Source organism: Anaplasma capra (assembly GCF_025628805.1).
GTDB classification, from domain to species: Bacteria; Pseudomonadota; Alphaproteobacteria; order Rickettsiales; family Anaplasmataceae; genus Anaplasma; species Anaplasma capra.
On record NZ_JAOTBG010000014.1, the window covers coordinates 1 to 21,268 of the forward strand.

At 49.1% G+C, this 21,268-nt stretch carries 21 protein-coding genes; 13 read left to right on the top strand and 8 right to left on the bottom strand.

Annotated features, from left to right (window positions below; genetic code table 11):
* The 6 genes from OC187_RS03935 to OC187_RS03960 all read right to left on the bottom strand — a co-directional run.
* The coding region (locus OC187_RS03935; RefSeq protein WP_263008614.1) for a hypothetical protein at window positions 1-405 on the bottom strand (405 nt) is incomplete at its 3' end.
* 74 nt (window positions 406-479) lie between these two features.
* Window positions 480-2,027 (bottom strand): bifunctional phosphoribosylaminoimidazolecarboxamide formyltransferase/IMP cyclohydrolase, encoded by a 1,548-nt coding sequence (purH, locus tag OC187_RS03940; RefSeq protein WP_262997654.1) that lies wholly within the window; start codon window positions 2,025-2,027, stop codon window positions 480-482.
* A 9-nt stretch (window positions 2,028-2,036) separates the two neighbouring features.
* Complete coding sequence (fabZ, locus tag OC187_RS03945) at window positions 2,037-2,504, bottom strand: 3-hydroxyacyl-ACP dehydratase FabZ (RefSeq protein WP_262997655.1); 468 nt, start codon at window positions 2,502-2,504, stop codon at window positions 2,037-2,039.
* A 7-nt stretch (window positions 2,505-2,511) separates the two neighbouring features.
* Entirely contained in the window at window positions 2,512-3,063 is a 552-nt protein-coding gene (locus tag OC187_RS03950) for an OmpH/Skp family outer membrane protein (protein ID WP_262997656.1), read from the bottom strand.
* 2 nt (window positions 3,064-3,065) lie between these two features.
* A complete protein-coding gene (gene bamA / locus OC187_RS03955) occupies window positions 3,066-5,411 on the bottom strand; it encodes an outer membrane protein assembly factor BamA (RefSeq protein WP_262997657.1) in 2,346 nt (781 codons plus the stop codon).
* Between the two features lie 5 nt (window positions 5,412-5,416).
* Window positions 5,417-6,505, bottom strand: a complete 1,089-nt coding sequence (locus tag OC187_RS03960; RefSeq protein WP_263008615.1) for a M50 family metallopeptidase — start codon at window positions 6,503-6,505, stop codon at window positions 5,417-5,419.
* Between the two features lie 118 nt (window positions 6,506-6,623).
* On the opposite strand from OC187_RS03960, the gene OC187_RS03965 reads away from it, so the two are divergent.
* Together OC187_RS03965 and OC187_RS03970 are read left to right on the top strand one after the other, a co-directional pair.
* A complete protein-coding gene (locus tag OC187_RS03965) occupies window positions 6,624-6,893 on the top strand; it encodes an FAD assembly factor SdhE (protein ID WP_262997659.1) in 270 nt (89 codons plus the stop codon).
* 49 nt (window positions 6,894-6,942) lie between these two features.
* Window positions 6,943-8,151, top strand: a complete 1,209-nt coding sequence (locus OC187_RS03970) for a protein-disulfide reductase DsbD family protein (RefSeq protein WP_262997660.1) — start codon at window positions 6,943-6,945, stop codon at window positions 8,149-8,151.
* A 3-nt stretch (window positions 8,152-8,154) separates the two neighbouring features.
* Here the strand turns inward: OC187_RS03970 and OC187_RS03975 are convergent, their stop codons facing one another.
* Window positions 8,155-9,357 (bottom strand): D-alanyl-D-alanine carboxypeptidase family protein, encoded by a 1,203-nt coding sequence (locus tag OC187_RS03975; protein WP_262997661.1) that lies wholly within the window; start codon window positions 9,355-9,357, stop codon window positions 8,155-8,157.
* 88 nt (window positions 9,358-9,445) lie between these two features.
* Here OC187_RS03975 and panC point away from each other — a divergent pair, with 88 nt between their 5' ends.
* The 5 genes from panC to prmC all read left to right on the top strand — a co-directional run bounded on the left by panC (window position 9,446) and on the right by prmC (window position 14,096).
* Window positions 9,446-10,279: a pantoate--beta-alanine ligase gene (panC, locus tag OC187_RS03980; protein WP_262997662.1), complete on the top strand. Its 834-nt coding sequence runs from the start codon at window positions 9,446-9,448 to the stop codon at window positions 10,277-10,279.
* A 98-nt stretch (window positions 10,280-10,377) separates the two neighbouring features.
* Complete coding sequence (locus OC187_RS03985; RefSeq protein WP_262997663.1) at window positions 10,378-10,914, top strand: gamma carbonic anhydrase family protein; 537 nt, start codon at window positions 10,378-10,380, stop codon at window positions 10,912-10,914.
* A gap of 97 nt (window positions 10,915-11,011) precedes the next feature.
* Entirely contained in the window at window positions 11,012-12,256 is a 1,245-nt protein-coding gene (odhB, locus tag OC187_RS03990; protein WP_262997664.1) for a 2-oxoglutarate dehydrogenase complex dihydrolipoyllysine-residue succinyltransferase, read from the top strand.
* Window positions 12,257-12,270: 14 nt separating this feature from the next.
* On the top strand, window positions 12,271-13,062 hold the full coding sequence (map, locus tag OC187_RS03995; protein ID WP_262997665.1) for a type I methionyl aminopeptidase: 792 nt from the start codon (window positions 12,271-12,273) through the stop codon (window positions 13,060-13,062).
* Between the two features lie 176 nt (window positions 13,063-13,238).
* Window positions 13,239-14,096: a peptide chain release factor N(5)-glutamine methyltransferase gene (gene prmC / locus OC187_RS04000; RefSeq protein WP_263008616.1), complete on the top strand. Its 858-nt coding sequence runs from the start codon at window positions 13,239-13,241 to the stop codon at window positions 14,094-14,096.
* A gap of 67 nt (window positions 14,097-14,163) precedes the next feature.
* On the opposite strand, the gene grxC is transcribed toward prmC, so the two are convergent.
* Window positions 14,164-14,406 (bottom strand): glutaredoxin 3, encoded by a 243-nt coding sequence (gene grxC / locus OC187_RS04005; RefSeq protein WP_262997667.1) that lies wholly within the window; start codon window positions 14,404-14,406, stop codon window positions 14,164-14,166.
* A gap of 68 nt (window positions 14,407-14,474) precedes the next feature.
* Between grxC and ribF the strand changes: the two genes are divergently transcribed.
* From ribF to OC187_RS04035, 6 genes are all read left to right on the top strand, one after another.
* Complete coding sequence (gene ribF / locus OC187_RS04010) at window positions 14,475-15,383, top strand: riboflavin biosynthesis protein RibF (protein WP_262997668.1); 909 nt, start codon at window positions 14,475-14,477, stop codon at window positions 15,381-15,383.
* Between the two features lie 73 nt (window positions 15,384-15,456).
* Window positions 15,457-15,969, top strand: coding sequence for a signal peptidase II (gene lspA, locus OC187_RS04015; RefSeq protein WP_317618999.1), 513 nt, complete (start codon window positions 15,457-15,459; stop codon window positions 15,967-15,969).
* Window positions 15,970-16,107: 138 nt separating this feature from the next.
* Complete coding sequence (locus OC187_RS04020) at window positions 16,108-17,355, top strand: M16 family metallopeptidase (protein WP_262997670.1); 1,248 nt, start codon at window positions 16,108-16,110, stop codon at window positions 17,353-17,355.
* A 12-nt stretch (window positions 17,356-17,367) separates the two neighbouring features.
* Complete coding sequence (locus tag OC187_RS04025) at window positions 17,368-18,705, top strand: M16 family metallopeptidase (RefSeq protein WP_262997671.1); 1,338 nt, start codon at window positions 17,368-17,370, stop codon at window positions 18,703-18,705.
* Window positions 18,706-18,906: 201 nt separating this feature from the next.
* Window positions 18,907-19,779 (top strand): hypothetical protein, encoded by an 873-nt coding sequence (locus tag OC187_RS04030; protein ID WP_262997672.1) that lies wholly within the window; start codon window positions 18,907-18,909, stop codon window positions 19,777-19,779.
* 424 nt (window positions 19,780-20,203) lie between these two features.
* Window positions 20,204-20,995, top strand: coding sequence for a hypothetical protein (locus tag OC187_RS04035; RefSeq protein ID WP_262997673.1), 792 nt, complete (start codon window positions 20,204-20,206; stop codon window positions 20,993-20,995).
* Window positions 20,996-21,268 lie beyond the last annotated feature (273 nt).

The following is a 21,268-nucleotide window of genomic DNA, read 5'->3' on the forward strand; positions in this document are numbered from 1 at the left end:
TGCCTTAGCCTCTTTCTCAATCTTCTGATCAAGTGCAGCACCCTGAGCAGCTCGTACCTTGGTTTCCTGAGCGAGCTCCCTACCAGGTGTGATCGTCGTAGCAGCAATCTGCGTACCAAGCTCAGAACTCTTATCAGTAATCTGCTGAGTCAGCTCAGTCTTCTGAGCAGCTAGAGCTTCAGTTTGTTTCTTGCTCTCTTCAGTAATCTTCTCATAGAGCATCATTGTCAGCTCAGCATTTTGTTTCCGGAGCTCCTCAACTTGAGTAACAAGATCCTTCAGAGTTTTGGTAACTGTATCATCAGTCCCTTCCCTAGCTATGACACGACCAATTTTGCTTGAGAGTTCTTGTACGCTATGTGTTGCTAACTGGAATACGTCACCATCACCATCTAACTCTGACACAGCTTCAAGAGCTGGATCCTCAGATGTGACACTTGAACTTTCAGTACCCTGAGCCTGCACAGAACCCTGCGTAGCTAGTGGCAAAAGCTTCTAAAACCCGTGAAGTACATTGCTATACCACTGCTGTTCGCAGCATCTATCACTTCTTTATCCCGCACAGAGCCTCCAGGCTGTACTATAGCTGATATGCCCGCGGCAACCGCGTGCTGTACGCTGTCTGCAAATGGGAAAAATGCGTCAGACGCCATGACGGTGTCCGTGCAATCTTGTGCTTTCTTCACTGCAATCTCAACACTGTCTACCCTGCTCATTTGTCCTGCGCCCACTCCGATGGCGCGCCCATCGCGCGCTATTACGATTGCATTGGACTTCACATGTTTGCACACTTTCCACGCGAATAGAAGATCATGCAGTGCTTCCGGAGGCGCTTCTTTTGTTGTGACTTTCAGAAAATCGCTGATGCCGACCATGCTGTTGTCACGCTCTTGGAGTAGAAAACCACTTCCCAGAGTGCTCTTGAGAACCAATCCACTGGTCGGATATGGCCTGCATTTTATTACTCGTAGACTCTTTTTCTTGCACAGTATTTCTAGTGCCTCCTCAGCAAAACTCGGGGCAACCACCGCCTCTATAAACACTTCTGAGACTTTTTTTGCAATGTCTGCTGTAACTTCCCTGTTAAACGCTATTACTCCTCCAAAACTACTCTTGGGATCGCAGGTGATGGCCTTTTCGTATGCATCATCAATCTCGACGCTGGAAACTGCTGCTCCGCAGGGATTGCCGTGCTTTATTACTGAGACTGCTGGGATGTCAAATTCGGCAACTATCCTTACGGCAGATTCAACGTCGACGACGTTGTTGAAGCTCAACTCTTTGCCGTGCATCTGCTCTATCGGCAGCGCCATTGGTAGGCCACCCTCGTATACACTATACACAGCAGCCTTTTGGTGCGGATTTTCCCCAATGCGTAAATCCTGAACTTTCTTGCCGTGTATTATTATTTCTTGCGGCATTTTTGGCTCTCCTGTGTTACCCACCAACCATGAATGTATACACGCATCGTAGGAAGCTACGCGGGCAAAAGCCCTAGCGGCCATGGCCCTCCTGTATTCAAGTGTTGTAGCTCCCTCGTGGTTAGACATTTCCTGCATCAACCCTTCGTAATCGTGTACGTCCGACACAACAGTAACATGCTGGAAGTTCTTTGCCCCTGCGCGCAGGAGCGAGACTCCTCCTATATCGATCTGCTCGATCATCTTGTTGTCTGGTAGTATTTTCGTGCTTGCAAGGCGCTGAAATGGGTACAAATTGACAACTAACAGATCTATATTCGCAATCGCAAACTTTTCCAATTCTGAGTTATGATTATCTCTGTTGCACAAGATACCAGCGAAAATCTTCGGATGTAACGTCTTCACTCTGCCGTCCATCATTTCTGGATAGCCGGTATACTCAGAAACTTCTACTGCGTCTATGCCGGCCTGCTTTAGGGTACTGTACGTGTTCTGCGTTGCTAATATGCGGAGGCCTTTTTCTGTTATAAATCGTGCAAGCTCCTCTATGCGCGTCTTGTCAGACACAGATATCAGGGCCATTCTACCCGTCGATGAATCATTCATGATGTATTTTCACCTGATCATTGCCAAAATTTGTGCTTCAGACGCCAGCTCATTTTCAACATAAGCATAGCACTGAAACCTGCATCCGGTGCCGCGCCTGTGGATTACTGCTGATTTTATTGTTAGCGTATCTCCAGGTGCGACAACCCTGCGAAACTTTGCTGAGTCTATTGACATAAAGTACACCTGCCTGCCGGCCTCCGGGGTGACTTCAGTTTCTTCCGGGTCCTGCGTTGTGTGCACTGAGGACTGTATACACAGCATGGAAGACTGGGCCATAGACTCAATAATCAGCACGCCAGGCATGACCGGGTTATCGCGGAAGTGCCCCACAAAAAACGGCTCATTTAAAGTTACATTTTTCAACGCGACTATGGACTCACCTGGTATGCACTCCACAACTCTATCCACCAGTAGGAACGGATACGAGTGTGGCAGCATTTGCATAATCTGCTTGTGATCCAGCGTTATAGACATTTGGGGCCTAGTCTCCCATGCTTACTCTTGACAGGTCCTTATTCAAGGTCTCCAGCACCTTATCAGAAATATCGGACCCAGCCTCCACATATACAGCCTTACTTCTGGGCATGAAGAGCACAATTGTGGCACCAAGCTCGCCAGCTAAATTCTTGGAGATTTGCTGAATTTTATTATAAACCTGCTCCATGGCACCGCTATAAATGCTTTCGAGCTCGGACATCTTGGTTGCAGCATCTCTGTTCAGAGAGTCAACTTCCTTGCGAAATTCCGCAACTTTGGCGTCAAATGCTTCAGAGCTCAAAATGCTCTTCTGTTTCATGAGCTCGTCTTCCCCCTTACGCAACTCCTCACCCTTACGAGAGAAAGTGCCCTGCAGCTCCTTGCGCCTCCTGTCGAGCTGCGCCCTAATGTCTTTTGTCACTAGTGCTTCGTTCATCACCTTATCGGAATCTATGAACAGCACAAACTTGCCGGCCACCGCGGTGGTGTCCGCAACTGCACCTGATGAGCAAAGAAACCCAATCAACGAGAGAAATACTGTAAGAAATCTAAACATACCTAAACACCCGCATCTGTGGAAATCCTGATTTTGTCTCTGATGTCAAACTTTTCCTTTACTAATGGGAATCCAAAATCTATTCTCACTGGCCCAAAGGGGGATTTCCAAGAAAATCCAAACCCCACTGACAGCCTAGGTAAGTCGCTCGTGTCATACCCGACGACCACCGAATCTAGCCTAGATAGACTTGCTACGTCGGCAAATACAGAGCCTTTAATCCCCAAGTGCTCCGGCAGACCTATAGGGAAGTCCAGTTGGGTAACTACCCCGTAAAACAACTTGCCGCCCAAAGACTCTTTAGTTGTACGGTCCCTGGGACCAATGCCAGAGGAAGCAAAGCCTCTAATTTCGCTACTTCCTGCGAAGAACCTTTGTCCTATCTTGACCGTCTCGCCGGAATACGCAAACACATATCCGAAGGATGGCTTTATTTTCAGTATTATGTCCTCGTTTATTTTTCTAAATACCTGGAAGAAATGAGCGCTGGAAGCCTCTGTCTTAACGTAGTGCAAGTTCCCACCAACACCAGAAAACGACTGACTCACTTTCGCAAACACCCCGCTGCTTGGCTTATACGCGCTATCCAAGCTGCTGTACACCAGCGAGTAGCCCACGGCGGAGTCCAGATGCCTGCCCTCCTGCTCTTTTATGTAGATAGAAGCCGACTCTCCGATGTTGTGTATTCTGTGGTATTTGTAGTAGTACTGCAAAGATCCAGCGACACTATCAGTGAAATTGCAGGATAACCGCGTGGAAAGCCCTGCATTTGTATTGCTAAACGAGCCTCCTTCAGAGGGAGGGAGCAGCCTAAGAGTTTTCTTCTTATCGGGGAATGACGCATTTCCCTGCTGTGAGTAGAAAACCCCTACTCCAAAAGCAACCTCGCTGTCAAATATGTTGGGAGTCACCAGGTCAAGTGTTCCCGATAGGCTCGTCATGGATCTGGAGACATCTAATGCGACTACCTTACCGGTTCCTAGCACATTCCGCTCTCCAATGCTTATCTTGCCGACTAGGCCGCTTTCTGAAGAAAAACCCGCACCTATATCAAACGAGCCAGTACTGCGCTCTTTTACCTTGAAATTCAAGTCTACCAGGCTCTCGGAAACTCTCTGAGTTTCTACATCTACAGATTCGAAGAAGTCTACGCCCATCAACCTTCTGCGGGACTGTCTGATGGCTAATGTACTGTATACATCCCCCTCAGAGACTCCAAGCTTACTTCGTATCACGTGATCTAGCGTTCTGTCATTACCTACTATGTTTATCCTGTGTATGTAAACGCTGCTGCCCAGAGACACGCTGTATTTCACGTTTACTGCATTGCCTTGTACGTTGTAATCGCTGTTGACGGACGCAAACAGATTACCTCGATCATTCAGATACGCGGTAATGCGCGCAACCGACCCGTTGACCATAGTTACGTCAAATACCTCACCTTTTTTTGATAGCACCAGCTTCAGTAGATCTTTTTCTATTCCCTCGTAACTGTGTGCTATATCGCTCACGTCAATTGTGCTTTCACCAAATTGGTACTTTTTTCCCTCCTCCACAGAAAACACTATGGTTGCGCGCATTAGGTTCTTGCTAACCTCAGGCACCACAGACTTAACCCTGAAATCAAGGAAACCCCGGCTCGCATAAAACTCACGTAGTAGAGACTGATCAACCACTAATCGCTCCGTGAAAAACTTTGTGCTGCTGCTAAAGAGGCCGAAAGCCTGCTTCAGTGTGTGCTCCTTTGAGGATATAGCCGCCTTGAGCTCTTCAGACGAAAACTCCTTGTTGCCCACGAACCTAATCTCACTGATGCGCGTAGACTTTCCCTCCACGATATTGAGCGTTATATCCACTGCGTTGTGAGGAGCTCTTTTGACTGAATAAGATACCTTAGCACCCAACATACCTCTGCTCTGATAGAGTGCGTGCAAGGTTGACAGATCTCTATTGAGTTTGGCTTCAGTGAAGATGCTCATTCTTTTCATCTTGAGCACCTCATTCTCGAGGTTTTTGTCGGAAAATAACCTGTTTCCTACTATCTTGATACTCCGCACTACCGGATTTTCCTTTACCTTTATGACCAGCTCGTTCCCCACTACGTTGATGCTAACTCCGGAGAACAGGGAGGTTGAGTACAGATTTTTTATCGCAGTGTCTATTTCGGACTGGGTGATATCCCCGATAAGGGGGACTTTGGCGTAAAACTGCACTGTGCCAGAATCAAGCCGCTCGTTGCCTACTACCTTCACTCTCGTGACACCAGCTACTGCGCTCGTGGGTGCAACCAGCTCTACAACAGGGGCGCACGTAACTACGCACAGAGCGAAAACAAGAAGATATCTCATAAAACTCACTTCAAAATGCTCCTGACGTCATTGAAGGTGACGAAAACCATCATGGATACCAGGAGCACGAAGCCTATAGCCATCATGACATTCTGATATTTGGGATCTATGGTTCTGCGACGCAAAATCCCCTGCAAGGCATACTGCAGCATGTACCCTCCGTCCAGCATGGGTATTGGAAGAAGATTCACAACCCCTAGGTTTGCGGAAATCAGGCCAACGAACCACAGTCCTTCCTTATTCCTGATTGATTCACCGGAGTGCTTAGCTATCCTTACAGGTCCTCCAAGCTCGTCCACACCACGTGCGCCTGTGACAAGCTGAATTATGGCTAACAGCGTGATCTTGACGATCCTAAAAATACACCGAAAAGACTCAGCTGCGGAGTGCAAGACCGGAAGACGCCTTGCCCTCGTGGTCTCCGGTGACACGCTGGCGGCGATTCCTAACTTTCTAGCATCATCAGACCACACATCGGGAGAAAGCTTGACAGAATGCACCTCACCGTCGCGCAGAAAAACTATTGTGAGCTCTTTGCTGGAGCTCCCGGCTATGTAGTGCCGTATCTCCTCAAACCACGAAACCTCGTGGCCATCGACCTCGATAATTCTATCGCCCACCATTAGCCCAATCCTTTCCGCAGCGCCTCCTGGAAGAACGCTACCCACTATTGGCATAGGGCTCATAATCCCTCTGGTGCTGAACAATATGAAGAACACCAGGACAGAGAACAGCAAATTCGCTGCCGGGCCCGCGCCCGCAATGGCAAACCGCTGCCACAGGGGCTTTTCGTTGAATGCGAAGGATCTCTCGCCTTCAGAGAGCTTGTCCTCCTGTGCGTCACCCAGCATCTTCACGTACCCGCCCACGGGTACCAAACTAAACTTCCACCTGGTGCCGGATCCGTCTGTAACACCGAACAACTCAGGTCCGAACCCAAGGGAAAAAGTTTTGACTCTAACTCCGCACATCTTCGCAACCGAGTAGTGCCCATACTCATGCACGAACACAACCACGGAAAGTACAAGAAGGAAAGAAGCAATGTAGAAAGAACCCTCCTGAAAAGCGCCAAACACCCGCGCTAAGGAAACCATAGGGATACTCGACAAGCTCGAAACCAGGAGCATGTTATATCATATTTATATCCTTGACAACAGTATTGTGCGGTATAAAGTTCCTGCGTGGTGGCTGCAGTGGCGTGGTGTTTGCTGAGTGAATGACCTTAGTCTTGAAGAGAGGAAAAGGAAGCTGTTTTACAGGAGTACGCACAGGGGTTGCAAGGAAACAGACATACTTCTAGGTGGCTTCGCAGGGCGATATCTTCCCCTGTTGAGTGCTGAAAAACTTGAGCAGTATGAAAGGATAGTGGAGCTTGATGACGATCTGTTGTACTCCTACATAGTTGGCAGCCGGTTAGTGCCTAGCTCCATAGACAAAGAATTGGTGGCGCTTATTGCGGCTTTTGCAGTTGATAATAAGTAGCCTGGGGGAGTCTGTGCGCATCCGGAAAACTCTGTGGAGGTAAGCGATTATGGAGTATACATCTTTCGGTGTGTTTGGGCTTGCGTTTGTTGGGGGATTGCTGCTTAACCTGATGCCTTGCGTGTTTCCCATACTGTCTTTGAAGGTGCTGTCCATAATGCGACAGGGCTCGGAGAGTAGGTGGGGCGCTGCGATGGACGGGATATCGTACACGGCTGGAGTCGCGTTTAGCATGTTGTTTTTGTCTGTAGCGTTGATAATGCTACGTTCCGCTGGCCATTTCTTAAGTTGGGGATTTCAAATGCAATCTCCGGCTGTGGTGATTGCATTGCTGCACATAACTTTTCTCTTGGGCTTGTCTTTCTCTGGACTTCTCGACGTGCCTTTCAGTGTGCCATTTGTGAGTAAAACGATTGGGGCACGTAATGTGGGAAGCTTTTTCGCTGGGGTGCTGTCGGCTCTTGTCGGTACGCCATGCTCAGCTCCGTTTATGGTGTCTGCCGTGAGCTTTGCACTGGTGCAACCCGGCCTGCGTTCCATCGCCATATTCCAAGTTATGGGTTTGGGTATGGCATTTCCTTATCTGATCTTGTCATGCTCACCCGGTTTATCTCGTCTTCTTCCAAAACCCGGGCAGTGGATGGAGTACCTTAAACAGTTTCTAGCATTTCCGATGTATGCTACTGCCGCGTGGCTGCTGCACGTTCTAGTGAGCCAGAAAGGTGTGCACGTACTATTGCCGACCGTGTTGTCCGTCATCGTAATATCGCTGGGGGTGTGGTTCTGGGGCATAGTGTCAAGTATGAGGATATCCCTTTCCAAGGCTGTGGCTGTTTTCCTACCGCTTTTTGTTGTGGGTTCCTCAATGTATATAACCCGCTTCTATGGGCATGACCACGTATATAGCAAACTAGAAAAAGTTAAATTTTCTGAGGCGCAGTTGGCTATGTTGTTAGAGCAGGGTAAGACTGTGTTCTTGGCCATAGGGGCTGAGTGGTGTCTTACTTGTAAAGTGAACGAGAAAATTATCGAATCTGCTAGTGTGCGAAATTTCATGCATGCGCACGACATCGTGTATATGAAAGCAGATTTTACCAGCGCAGACAGTTCCATTGCGGAGTATTTAGGAGCGCGTGGTGATGGCGGCATACCGTTTTATGAGCTGTACGTCAAGGGACGGTCTGTTGGGCCAATGCCGCAAATTTTCAGCGAGAAAACACTAATTGAAATTCTAGGCAAGAATCTGAATCCTGAATAATGATTAGTGGAAGATTATGTCGTACAATGACCTGAAAAACGAGCGCACCGGCCCTAGGGCCTTGACATCCTTGGCGGAATAAACAGGGAATACACGCTCGGCCATGCCGGGCACTTGTATTGATAACGTTCCCACTTCCTGGTCCTTTTTTACCGGCGCAGCTACCTTACTTTTGTGGGAGACGAACGCTTTTACGTTTTTAGACAGGTCCCTCGGATAACTAATCACTATATCGTCTCGTACGTACATAGGGATCACTCTACTTTTGCCGTTCAACACCTTCACCTCACCTATTGTGCTTCCGGCTGGGAATATTACCCTTGTCTCAAAGCGGTTAAAAGCGTAAAGGAATAACCTCTTGGTTTCATACGCCCTTTCCGTTTCAGTTCTTAGCCCATTCACCACCACGAAGATTCTGCGGTTATCCCTCGCTGCTGATGCAGCTATCCCGTAGCCTGCCTTCTCTGTATGGCCGGTCTTTATCCCATCCACTCCCATGTTATAATTCAGCAGAGTATTGTAGTTTTTTTGTGTAACACCATTGTATGTAAACTGCTTTTCCCCAAACACGTGATAGTATTCTGGGAAATCCTCGAATATTCTGACTGACACGGTCAGTATGTCCCGTACTGACATCACATGTTCATCGTCAGGCCACCCGGTTACGTTTGTAAAATTGCTACTTCCCATGTTGAGCTCTCTTGCCAGAGCGTTCATGTCCTCCACGAACTGCTCCTGGGAACCGCTGACCCCTTCGGAAAGTACAATACATGCATCATTGCCAGATGAAACAGCCACGCCTCTGATGAGGTCGCTCACCGTGACCGCCTGCCCAACCTTGAGAAAAGCAGAAGAACCCCCGCGCTTCCATGCGCTCTCGCTCACGGAGAACGTATCGTCCATTTTTATGACGCCAGCGTTTAGGTGCTGAAACACCAGGTATAGGGTCATAAGCTTGCTCATGGAAGAGGGGTGAACTGCAGTGTCAGCATCGTGCTCAAAGAGCACCGTGTCAGAACCCAGCTCGTACACTATTGCATGGGGAGCTTTGGTGTGCATCTTGAGTGCATGAGAGGGATTTGCAGGCGTGAGCACCAGAGCTGAGAAGCAAGCAGTAAACACAGCGAGCAAACTAAGTGAAAAACGCCTTTCCACGACAAGATACCCGATAGGACACGGGAAGTTATACTTTAGCGCATGCTCCATATCAATAACAATTTGCTACATTGCTGTGGACAGTGCTGGACTCCTTGCCTACAATGTTGCTGTGTTCGGTACTCCGTGAGCTTCAAAGTTGAGGATTGTCAAGGATGCAAAGTCCATTGGGGGGGTTGTAAGCTCTTTTTCTGGGTGCAAAATAGGCCTCGTTCCAACTATGGGGGCTCTACACTCTGGTCATCTGTCGCTGGTTCATGAGATGAAGAAGCATGCGGACAAGGTTATTTTGAGCATATTTGTTAATCCCATGCAATTCTCTCCGGGAGAGGATTATGAAAAGTACCCAAGGTGCGAAGAAGAAGACTGCGCAAAATGTGCTGAGGTTGGTGTAGACGTTGTGTACATTCCTAGCGTTAAGGATATGTACCCCGATGGTTTTTCCACCAGCGTAGACATAGGTCCCATGGCACGTGAGCTGTGCGGTGCATCCAGGAGGAACTTCATGAACGGTATTATGATCGTGCTCATTAAACTGGTGATGCAGACCAAGGTGCACTGCCTGATTCTTGGAGAGAAAGACTACCAAATGCTGTGCCTGACGCGTAAACTGTTTCGCGATCTGAATATAGACGTGCAAGTACTGCAAGGGAACACTGTGCGCAGTACTGAGGGACTGGCCCTATCATCTAGGCATAAATACCTCAGTGATGAGGAGATTGCCAAGGCAAATTTTCTGTACGGGTTCCTACTTGAAGTGGGCAACAATCTATCGGACGATCCGCAAAGTCAGCCAGAGATAATTAAACGTGGCAAGCTGCACCTAGAACAAGCTGGATTTAAGGTTGACTATCTTGAGGTGCGGGACAATAACACGCTTGAGCGCATGCCAGTTTTCAGAAAACCCGCTAGGGTGTTTTTGGCTGTGTACTTGGGGTGTTGTCGACTTATAGATAATATTCTTGTTGCTTGATTGTCGTTCTGGGGTAGATTCATGGCTGACGTACAGCTTGTGCGCTGGGTGTCTAGAGCTAGCATGGGTTTAGCGGCGCTCGTTTAATTCAGTTGTGCATGTTGGTGGTAGATAGAGTGGGTAATAACGCGTCTTTAATCGGCCACATGGGTGTGTTTCCGTCCGTAGATTCGACCGCATTTGTTGCGGAAAACGCGCGCCTCATTGGCCAAGTCACCGTGGGAAGGAATGCGAGTATTTGGTTTTGCTCAACGCTTAGGGGTGATGTGGGGAAGATAATAGTCGGAGAGGGCGCAAATATTCAGGACAACACTGTTGTGCATGTTGATCGGGAATACGGCGATACCACAATTGGGAAGTTTGTTACCATAGGGCACGGCTGCATATTGCATGCGTGTTCTCTGATGGATATGGCGTTTGTGGGTATGGGCTCCGTGGTTATGGATCGTGCGCTCATGGAGGAGCGTAGCATGTTGGCTGCTGGGTCTTTGCTAACTAGGGGCAAAGTGGTAAAATCCGGAGAGTTGTGGGGTGGGAGACCTGCAAAGTATGTGAGGATGCTGTCTGATGAAGAGATGCAATATCTGCAAACATCAGCTGATGGCTACATTACGTTGTCCAGATCATATCTATAAGCTGCTGTTGACCCACGGTTGACATTTTGCGGCTTGGTGCCTAGACTGGGTCCATCTGTCTACGCATAGCTCGTTCGTTGAGTAATAAGCTGCCTGTATGAGTGATACTGTAGAGATCAAAGCAAATAACCTCGGTGGGGAGTCCATACTGGAAGCTCCAGTGAGGGTAATGAAGAAAGTTGGGGATTTAGTCTCCGCAGAGGAGGTTGTGTTCGTTGTTGAAACGGATAAAACCTCTCTTGAGATATCAACCCCGGTTTCTGGCGTGATTACTGAGCTGCGCGTGTCTGATGAAGAAGTGATAACCAAAGGGCAGGTTTTGGCGGTCATTACCAAGCAGGAAGTCGGGTCTGATAGTTCAAAGTCCGAGTCTAAACAACCGGAGATGGTAGCGCCTCCAAGTGCTGGACCGGTGCAAGTGCAAACAGATAGTAAGCTTGAGGGTCAAAGCACTACTGCGGAGAAACAAACCAGTCCCGGTCCCGGAATTTGTGTTCCGGGAATTGATGAGTTTATTTCTGGGGGGCTAGTCTCTCCCGCAGGCAGGGCATCTGGTAGTGTTGCTGTGCGTCAAGATGCCCAAAGTAGCGGCTCTGCTCTGCAGCAGCGTGTTTACAGTGAGGTTGACGGTATTGTGAGCGCGCCGGGAGAGAGGCGCGTCAAAATGAGTAAGATTCGCCAGGTCATAGCGTCGCGACTCAAGGAATCGCAGAATACTGCGGCCACGCTCAGCACTTTCAATGAAGTGGATATGAGTGCGGTTATGGCGCTTAGGAGTAAATACAGGGAGGGTTTTGAGAAGAAGTATGAAGTGAAGCTGGGGTTCATGTCGTTCTTCATCAAAGCTGTGGTACTGGCGCTCAAGGAAATACCGGTGATTAATGCGGAAATTTCCGGGGATGAGATAATCTATAGGGACTACTGCAATATTGGGGTTGCAGTGGGCACTGACAAGGGGCTGGTGGTTCCCGTAATACGAAGGGCAGAGACTATGTCTTTTGCGGAGTTAGAGCAGGAGTTGGTAATGCTGAGCAAGAAGGCAAGGGGAGGCACTCTGACTGTTGCAGACATGTCTGGTGCTACGTTTACTATTACCAACGGGGGTGTGTACGGATCTCTGCTCTCCACGCCGATTATTAATCCTCCTCAGTCAGGTATTTTAGGTATGCACGCGATACAGGAGCGCCCAGTGGTGGTTGGCGGCAGCATTGAGATTAGGCCAATGATGTATCTGGCGCTTTCTTACGACCATAGAATAGTCGATGGGCAAGGTGCGGTGACGTTTCTTGTACGCGTTAAGCAGTACATAGAGGATCCAAGTAGGCTGTCTCTGGAAATTTAGGCTAACGGGGCGCTGTGACTGATATTATAACCATTCACTCCAAAGAGGATTTTGAGGGTATGCGCAGAGCTGGCAGGCTTGCGGCTGAGGTGCTGGATTTCATAACTCCTCATGTCAAACCTGGTATCTCGACAAATGCTTTGAACGATCTCTGTCATGATTTTATCACATCTGCTGGTGCTGTACCTGCGCCACTGGGGTATCGTGGGTATCCAAAGTCTATTTGTACTTCGAAAAATTGTGTGGTGTGTCACGGAATTCCAGACGATGTCGCACTGAAGGACGGGGATATACTAAATATAGATGTCACGGTAATCCTGGATGGTTGGCACGGGGATACCAGTAGAATGTACTGGGTTGGAGACAATACTACAGTTAAGGCTAAGCGCCTCTGCGAAGCAGCGTATAGGGCAATGTGGGCTGCCATCAAACAGATAAAGCCCGGACAAAAGCTCAATAGGCTCGGCATGGCCATCGAGGAGGAAATAGACAAGTACGGCTACTCGATTGTCCGTGATTACTGTGGTCACGGAGTGGGTAGAGTGTTTCACGCTCCCCCCAACGTTGTGCACTATTATGACGAAGAAGACGACACCGTGATTCAAGAGGGTATGTTTTTCACGGTTGAACCCATGATAAATGCTGGCAAGCACCACACGCTTACTAGTAGGAGAGATGGGTGGACTGTAATGACCAGGGATTTTTCCCTTTCCGCGCAGTTCGAGCACTCTTTAGGAGTGACCAAAGACGGGGTTGAAGTGTTTACTATGTCGCCAAAAAAAATGGAATTTCCCCCATACCAATAGATCTAAACCAGGAAAAGCGCTTCGGCGTGATCTTTGGTGTGTCTAGTGGTTTGGGGTCGGCTGCGTGTAAGTTTCCCGCCGTGCGGTATTCAGTAGCGGTGACCCCGCGCATACGTTGAGCGAAAGCGTTGCGCGAAGGCAGCCTTTTTGTGCGAGAGGACATTCGGGTTTGTTGTATGCAGATGAAGAAGCTATCAACTCTGTTGAACGAAGCCACGTTGATTCTGGGAAACAGTGGAGTGGAAACGCCAAGACTGGATGCTGAGCTCATTGTGCAACGAGCCCTGGGTATAAGCGCCATTGAGATGATACTAGGCGCTGATATGCCAGTAAAGCAAGAATGTGCCGAGAGGTTGTCCGTGCTGCTCGACCAACGCTCAGCTGGAGTTCCAATGTCACACATTCTTGGTAAGCGTGAGTTTTGGAGCATGGACTTTACCGTTGATTCAAACGTTCTTGACCCAAGGGCAGACACAGAGACCGTGGTGTCTTCTGCCATAAGGGTTTGTGGCAACCAAAATAGAAGGATTACAATAGCTGATCTTGGTACCGGTACTGGATGCATCTTAATCGCGCTGCTGGCGCACTACAGGTATGCAACAGGCGTTGCGTTCGAGAAAAGCGTCAAGGCCTACCGTGTTGCGTATAAGAACTTTATGCAACACTCCATGCTTGCGAGAGTAAAATTGCGCTGTGCAAGCTGGGAGAGGTGTGAAGGAAAATTTGACTTGATAGTGAGCAATCCTCCATACATCAAAAGGTGCAAGATACCTGGTTTACAACGTGAGGTGCGATGCCACGAACCGCTGCAAGCTCTTGATGGCGGTGCCAGGGGAATGGAAAATTACTTGCAGATCTTCAAAGTGCTCAGAAGGTGCCTGCACCCGCATGGTAGAGCAATTCTAGAGATAGGTGAAGATCAAAGCACAATACGCAACGAGGCCCTGTACGCAGGCATGGGTTTTTGTGGATACGGCCTCGACCTATCAGGTAGAAAAAGGTGCATAATTCTGAAGCGTCTACCAAGGACATGAGCCGTAGGTCCAGGCTTATGGTTACAGGGCGCCATGTGGGTGGGTATGCTGGGCGAACCAACCGCCCCTAGAGCTCTAACTTCCCTGATTCGTACAGAGCATAAAGGTCGTCGCAACCCCCAATGCTTTCTCCGTCAATGAAAATTTGTGGCACAGTCCGCCTGCCGGAGCGCTCAACCATCTCACTCATGGCTGCAGGATCGTCAGTGATGTCAATCTCCTTGAACGGCACATTTTTTTTGTTGAACAAGGCCTTTGCCTTAGTACAATAGGGGCAGGGTACCTTCGTGTATATCAGAACCTCCCGCATGCTGCCATCCCTCCCGTGACGTGAGCGTTCTAGCTAGCATAGCTGCGTGTGTATGTAAAGTTTTTTGTATGGAAGTGTTATATGGGTGCGAGAGTAAGAGGGCAGCTGTACTGACGTTTGGTAATTTTGATGGCGTGCACCTCGGGCATGCGCGTATTTTTTCTGAGCTTACCAGACTTGCTAGGGATCTGTCGTTACCCTCTGCTGTTCTGACTTTTTCTCCGCACACCGCGGTTTTCTTTAGGCAATGTGAGAATTTCTTACTTACTGACTTCGAGCAGAAAGTAGAGCTCATTGCAGCCTGTGGAGTGGATTACCTGTATGTAGTGGAGTTCGGAGAGGAGTTTGCGCAGCTATCGCCAGATGCGTTCATTAACGATGTGCTTGTGGGAAGTTGCAGAGCTGAGCACGTAGTTGTGGGAGAAAGTTGCGTTTTTGGACACAAGTGCGTTGGCAATCTGGAGCTACTTAAGCTGCGCGCAGTAACATGCGGTTATGAGGTCACGGGAGTACCCCAGTATGTCGTAGATGGGCGCGCTTGCTCATCTTCTCGTGTAAGGGAGTGCCTACAGCTTGGTGATCTAGAGACAGCGAATTTGCTTCTGGGTAGACGACATGTTGTAAGTGGGAAAGTGCTTAGAGGTAAGGGTAGGGGAAGATCCATAGGGTTTCCAACGTTGAACTTGAGCATGGATCACACTGTGTTGCCCAAGAACGGCGTGTATGGTGCTAGAGTCAATTTTGGTACTGATGGTTGGCTGCCCGGTATTGCAAATATTGGGGTGAGGCCGACATTCTCTGAAGTAGAGCTCCCGTTGTTGGAGATGCACATCTTTGATTTTGACAAGGACATGTATGGAGCGCAGGCCAATGTGGAGCTTGTCAACTTCATAAGACCTGAGCGTAGATTCAGTGACGTAAACCAACTCATTCAACAAATAGAACAGGACATCTCTCGCGCTAAGCAGGGACACTAGAGCGCATTTCTGTACCTATGTACAGCTCTGACTTTTGTGCTAAACTGCGGTTGTGCCGTTTAGGGGTTATGTGGTGAGAGAAAAGATCATTGGAATAACAGCAATAGCATGTGTTTTTGTACTAGATCAGGTGAGCAAGGCGTACGCCATGGGTTTGTACTCAGAGTTTGGTGTCGTGGAGATTTCCAGATTTTGTAGCTTGATACAAGTTTTTAACAGAGGGATCAGCTTTGGCATGTTTGATGCGCTGAAAGGTGGGAACCTGGTGTTTATGTGCGTCTCTTTGGTGATTATAGCTGTACTTTTGGCTATGTTCGCGAGATCCAAGTGTCGCAAGAGCGCATTCTGCATGGGTGTGGTGATAGGGGGAGCCCTAGGTAACCTTTTAGACAGATTCAGACTTGGTGCCGTGTACGACTTTATCAGCCTGCACTTGGGTGAATTTCACTGGCCTGCTTTTAACCTTGCTGACGCCTGTGTGACGTGTGGTGCCCTAGGCTTTCTGTGTCTCGAGCTGATAAACCACGCAAAGATGTGTGAAGAGAAGGACAGTGGTGCAGCACCGCTTTCTGTTAAGAAATATTAATGATCTCACTATATTGCTTGGGCTTGGACTTTAGTTTTTTCATTTTGGACTCTAGGGATGATGAAGAAATTTTTTGCAGCGAGTTTTCTTTTGTCTGTGCTTTTCCACAATTCTGCACTGTGTGCAGGACTGCAAAGTATGAGGGTTGCAGAGCTTGATAATGGGATGAAAGTTTATGTAATACCAGACAACCGCTTCCCGATAGTGCTGCACATGCTAGTATACAAGGTGGGAGGCATGGACGATCCACCCGGTCTTTCAGGTATTGCTCACTTTCTTGAGCACATGATGTTTACTGGCACGAAAAATGTCAAAAACTTCTCTGAGATAATCGGGCGGCTGGGCGGTAAGTTTAATGCACTTACCTCTAATGCATATACTGCCTACTACGAGTTGGTGGGAAAACAGCATCTGCCGCTGATGATGGAGATGGAAGCCGATAGGATGCGTAACTTAGATCTCACAACGGAGTACATGGAGCGTGAACGTAATGTTGTGCTAGAGGAGAGAAAAATGCGTACTGAGGCAACTCCTCGTGGGTTGCTGGATGAAGAAGCTGTAAACGCCTTCTATCGCAATGGTTATGGTAGACCAGTTATCGGCTGGGAGCACGAAATAGCAAACTATGACATGAGTAGTGTTGAGGCCTTCTATCGCAAATATTACAATCCAAGCAATGCAATACTGCTGGTTGCTGGGGATGTAGATTTCGATGAGGTTATGGAATTATCGAAGGCTTACTACGGCGGTATAAAAAACAATGACCAAGCCGCTGAGCGCAAAACTGATGTAAAGCTAGAGCCTCCGCACAGGGCGGGTATGGTCCTGAAGATGGAGAGTGCTTTTGTAGCAGATCCGGAGATGTTTATGCTATATAGAACCCCCAGTGTTACTCAAGATGCGAGTTTGCGTGGCTACTACGCCGCCTCTCTGGCTGCAGATGTTCTTGCTGGGGACGAGTTTGGTGTGCTGTACGATGAGTTGGTTCGTAAACAACGTGTGGCAACAAGCGTGTCAGTATCGTATGGTGCTAAGGAGCTCAGTAGCGGCGCGGTTTCCATAGACATACGTTTGAGCCCTGGTATTTCCCCCGAAGTTGCGAGAAGGGAAGTTGGGCATGTTGTGGAGCAGTTGATCGCTTCAGGGGTGTCAGAACAATCTGTGGAGAACGCAAAGTACAGAAGCATGGCACGCGTTGTATACGACCTTGATGGCATTGAGGATAGAGCATGGTTCTATGCGGGGCTCTTAGCCATTGAATCACCTACGATTGCCATGGAGAACGTAGTGGACGTGATAAAAGGCATCAAAGCCGAAGAGGTGAATGCCGCGCTCAAAGGAATTTTTGCCAACCCCGCAGTGGAAGGACACTTGTTACCTAAGTAGTAGGAGGATCGTATGAGCACTAACCCTTTATTGTTGCGTATCTTGTTCTTAGTATGCGTGGTGCTGTTCGGAGCGGACTGTACCGCTGGTGATTTAAACGTAGACGTGCGTAGTGCAAGTACCCCAGGCGGAATAAGCTACTGGTACGTTAATGAGCAAAGCCTGCCTATAGTGTCCATATCTATCGCATTCAAAAAAGCCGGGTCATCTTACGATCCTGAGGGACAGCGGGGCCTCGCGCACTTGGTCTCCCTGGTTATGCCGCACGCTGAGATTGAGGGAGAGGAAAGCGTCCTGCGCAAGTTTTCAGAAAAGGGGATAGATCTGTCGGCTTCTGTTGACCATGAGAACATGTATATATCTCTGAAGACCCTGTCAGATAATCTTGAACTTGCGCTGAATATGCTGGGGAAGTGCCTTCTCGATGCCCACATAAGTGACGAGGTCTTTTCTCAAGAGAAAGAACGTCAGAAGTCAGAGGTGCGCCACAGCATGACTCACCCTGGGGAATTAGCGCTGTACGGGATGGGGCGTATGTTGTTTGGAGAACATCCCCACGGTTCGCTACCGATGGGTAACATCGAAGACATAGATAGCATAACTTTGGATGATGTATCTCGCTACAAACGCGACAGCTTCGACCTCAACCAGATGATCGTAGGGGTGGTTGGAGATGTCAACGAGGACACCCTGCAGGGCATGCTTGATGCCAGCTTTGCTGGGCTAAATAGGGGGCAGAATCTTAAAACTGTTGCCCACGTTGATGCGGATATAGGGGGCAGGGGATATATAAAATACGATTCTCCCCAAAGCGTTGTGATGTTTGTGGGGAGGGGTGTAGCGTTTGATGATCCTAAGTATCACGCAATGAAACTTCTGGTACACGCGTTGGGTGGCACCTCCCTGAGCTCCGTGCTGATGAAAGAACTGCGTGAGAAGCTCGGGATTACGTATCATGTCAGCAGCTCCTTGTACAATGACGGAGATATCAATGCTCTGGTGGGAGTCCTGTACACGGACAATTCCACAGCTAAGCGCGGTGTTGATGGGATTTTTGATGTCATAAAAGAAGTTAAAAAGCATGGGTTGGATGAGCAGTCATTCAGTATCTCTAAGGCGGATATTCTGGATTCTTTTGTGTTTACCTTCCTGAATACAAGTTCTCTGGCGCACCTGCTTATGCAACTACAGTTACAGGGCAGGGGGCCGAATTACATAGCGGAATATCGGGCACTTTTTGATTCCATAACGCTACAGGACGTGAACAAGGTTGCAAGGGAAATGCTCGGCAGCCTGTCTGTCATTGAAGTGGGGATGCGAAACAGTATAGGAGGGAAAGCCATTCTCTAGGTGCCCATTAGATTTTTGTGTGGGTTAGGCATGCCAGAATAGGTGGTGCATTATGGCGGTGCGTACACGAGCTGCTCCCTGTAAGCCGATTTAAAGGTTGTTGTGTTGGCTTAAGTTGAGATAACGCGTATACTCCTGTGGTGTTGTGATGACGCAGCCGACTGGGAAGCGCGCAGCTGCGTCTTTATTTTATGAGGGCTTGTGGACGATCTTGGCTGCGGTGTTAAGGGTGATGCTGGATCTCTTATACTGCGCAAACCTGTCAGCAACGTCTATTTTCGGTTGGGGGTTCTCTGCGCATCCACATTTGCTGCCACGTCTGCTGCCGCGTTTGCCTACGCGATTTCTGCCGGGATTCCGTTCTCTTGGTACACTCCGGTTTTCGTCACTGCCGTAGTTTCTGCAATAATACTTCTCTTGAGTCTGGCTTTCATGTCTATCATGGCTGCTCTCCAGCACAAGAGTGGCAAAATGAGGAGCGCAGGTGGGAGCATACAGGCACCCTTTGTTTATCCTAGCCAAAGATTCAATGTTAGCGTGCGAAGATACGGGGTGCATAGTGGCTACAGCACCTTCCAGTTGCTTCTTGCATGCATGACTGTGTTCTCGTTCATTGCTGCAGCACTGACTGGCGGTGCGGTAGTTGGCCACTACAAAGGTTTTCCTCCTATTTCTCTGTTAATTTCTGAGGAAGGAGTGAGTGGCATTGCGTTTGTCGTCATGATGTCAATTTTGTCAGTTTCATGTGTTTTGCTCTTTCTTACAAGAGTGCTCGCGGATGGTAACGCATCCAATGTGAATATGTTTATGATTGTGGCTCCAGCACCTATTATCGTTGCTCACGCAGGTGCTAGCGCGAGCGCGCCGCCTTGTGGTCCCAACACTCTGAGGGGGCTTGATACTGTAGATGGCGCGAGAGGAGAGGGCGCATGCACATCAGGCATAGCGGTAGAAGGGGGTTCTGTGTATGATGCGTTGCAGAGCGCTAGCTGGATCAGCAAGTTAATAGAACGTGGGCGCGGAGCCTCTGGGGTCTGCGTTGAGTGCGTCATAGATGCCCGTAGCCCGGGTTGAGACGGGTAACACGCGGCGGGTGGCTCCAACACAATCGCACGAAACGTGAAGTCGGGCTATAACGTCAAATAACGGGTGTTCTCTCCGGGAGGGGTATGCGATGCCTGGCCAGTTGTGCGACATGGTGTGGGGTAGCGCGCGCATCTAAAGAGTGTGAACATCACCAGCTGCATGCTAGCAACCCCATTCTCCGGGGCGCCTGCCTTGCGGTCTGGCCCAAGTGGAATTGCACAGAGTCACACATAGTTCAATGCTTAAATTTATCATAGAATAAGCCCCCCAATAGTGTGCGGACCGATTAAAGGTAAGTAACTAGCGAGCTTCTGCGTTTAGGGTTTTATATTTCTAAGTTTAACTAGTTGACAATCTGGTTTCCCAGCAGTAGTATCGCCTGGGTGTTATCTATTTAGGGGTTGTGTCGGTTATGTCCTTTAAGATCAATAATAAGAGGCTGAGTGCGCACATAGCGAACCCGGATGCTTCTAGGTACATGCGTCAGGGTTTGGGTGTTACTGTGTCCTTGTCGCTGGTGGTGGTTGCTGCCCTGATTGCGCGCATGTGGCGCCTGTCTCGGGAGGGTATGGGGTCTAGTGAGCTCCTGAAGCATCCCGAGTTTATCGCGCTCATGGTGATGGCGGTCATTTTCATTGTGAGCGCTATTGGGCTGGCTGTGGCTTGCAGTGATCACAAGAGAAAAGTCCAGGAAATGAACGGGCTGTATCGCGAAGCTGCGTACGTTACTGGTCCTCAGCTTGGTGAGGATGAGGATGAGGAGCGTGGGCGCCTCCGTGACGTGTCATTTGTTACCGGTAGCCGCTCGAACCCGTTCTCCACACCTGTGGCGATTGCGGGTCTGGTGACTCTTACCTTGTTTGCGACTCTGTCGGGGGCTCTGCCCACAGGTACAGCTATAACTGCTGACATGATAGGTAAAGGGTTTTCTGCCGCTACGCCTCTGCAAAAAGCGTGGGTTGTCGTGCTGTTCTTGGCTATGGCTGTGACGCTCTTCGCGGCTATGAAGGGGGGTTTGCTTGCATCTGGTCAGGGCAACAAACTTGTCGTTGTGAGTTCGGGTGGTGTCTCAGCTGCAGATGGAATACTGCCTGCTGATTCGCTAGGTGGTCCGTCAGGTAACTTCGATGAAGTGCTCGCTGTGCATGTGCATGATGCTAACTACAGGGGAAACGAGGCAGTTAATCCTTTTGCTGCGATGTAGTGCGCGGCACACGCTTGCTTGTAGACACGTATAAAAGTGGGGTGGTTTCCGGGTTTTGCCTGAGAAGGTGTAGGTGCTGCTTCTGGCGGCCTTCTTATGGCCGTGTTGCTTTCCTCCCCCTGCTGCCCCTTTTTCGTCGTCGCGCGTGGTGGCCGGCTCTCCTTGGTTGTGCGGTGTGCGCTGTCCTGTGGTTGTTGTGGTGGCCTCCCCTGGTGTGGGGGTTTTGCTCCCGGCTTCGTGTGCCCGTGTGTTCTTACGGGCTGTTTATGCGCG

Excerpts from the sequence above, each read along its gene's own strand:
- purH (WP_262997654.1), bottom strand. The coding sequence starts at position 2,027 with ATGAATGATTCATCGACGGGTAGAATGGCCCTGATATCTGTGTCTGAC.
- fabZ (WP_262997655.1), bottom strand. The coding sequence starts at position 2,504 with ATGTCTATAACGCTGGATCACAAGCAGATTATGCAAATGCTGCCACAC.
- OC187_RS03950 (WP_262997656.1), bottom strand. The coding sequence starts at position 3,063 with ATGTTTAGATTTCTTACAGTATTTCTCTCGTTGATTGGGTTTCTTTGC.
- bamA (WP_262997657.1), bottom strand. The coding sequence starts at position 5,411 with ATGAGATATCTTCTTGTTTTCGCTCTGTGCGTAGTTACGTGCGCCCCT.
- OC187_RS03960 (WP_263008615.1), bottom strand. The coding sequence starts at position 6,505 with ATGGTTTCCTTAGCGCGGGTGTTTGGCGCTTTTCAGGAGGGTTCTTTC.
- OC187_RS03970 (WP_262997660.1), top strand. The coding sequence starts at position 6,943 with ATGGAGTATACATCTTTCGGTGTGTTTGGGCTTGCGTTTGTTGGGGGA.
- OC187_RS03975 (WP_262997661.1), bottom strand. The coding sequence starts at position 9,357 with ATGGAGCATGCGCTAAAGTATAACTTCCCGTGTCCTATCGGGTATCTT.
- OC187_RS03985 (WP_262997663.1), top strand. The coding sequence starts at position 10,378 with ATGTTGGTGGTAGATAGAGTGGGTAATAACGCGTCTTTAATCGGCCAC.
- odhB (WP_262997664.1), top strand. The coding sequence starts at position 11,012 with ATGAGTGATACTGTAGAGATCAAAGCAAATAACCTCGGTGGGGAGTCC.
- prmC (WP_263008616.1), top strand. The coding sequence starts at position 13,239 with ATGCAGATGAAGAAGCTATCAACTCTGTTGAACGAAGCCACGTTGATT.
- grxC (WP_262997667.1), bottom strand. The coding sequence starts at position 14,406 with ATGCGGGAGGTTCTGATATACACGAAGGTACCCTGCCCCTATTGTACT.
- ribF (WP_262997668.1), top strand. The coding sequence starts at position 14,475 with ATGGAAGTGTTATATGGGTGCGAGAGTAAGAGGGCAGCTGTACTGACG.
- OC187_RS04020 (WP_262997670.1), top strand. The coding sequence starts at position 16,108 with ATGAGGGTTGCAGAGCTTGATAATGGGATGAAAGTTTATGTAATACCA.
- OC187_RS04025 (WP_262997671.1), top strand. The coding sequence starts at position 17,368 with ATGAGCACTAACCCTTTATTGTTGCGTATCTTGTTCTTAGTATGCGTG.
- OC187_RS04035 (WP_262997673.1), top strand. The coding sequence starts at position 20,204 with ATGTCCTTTAAGATCAATAATAAGAGGCTGAGTGCGCACATAGCGAAC.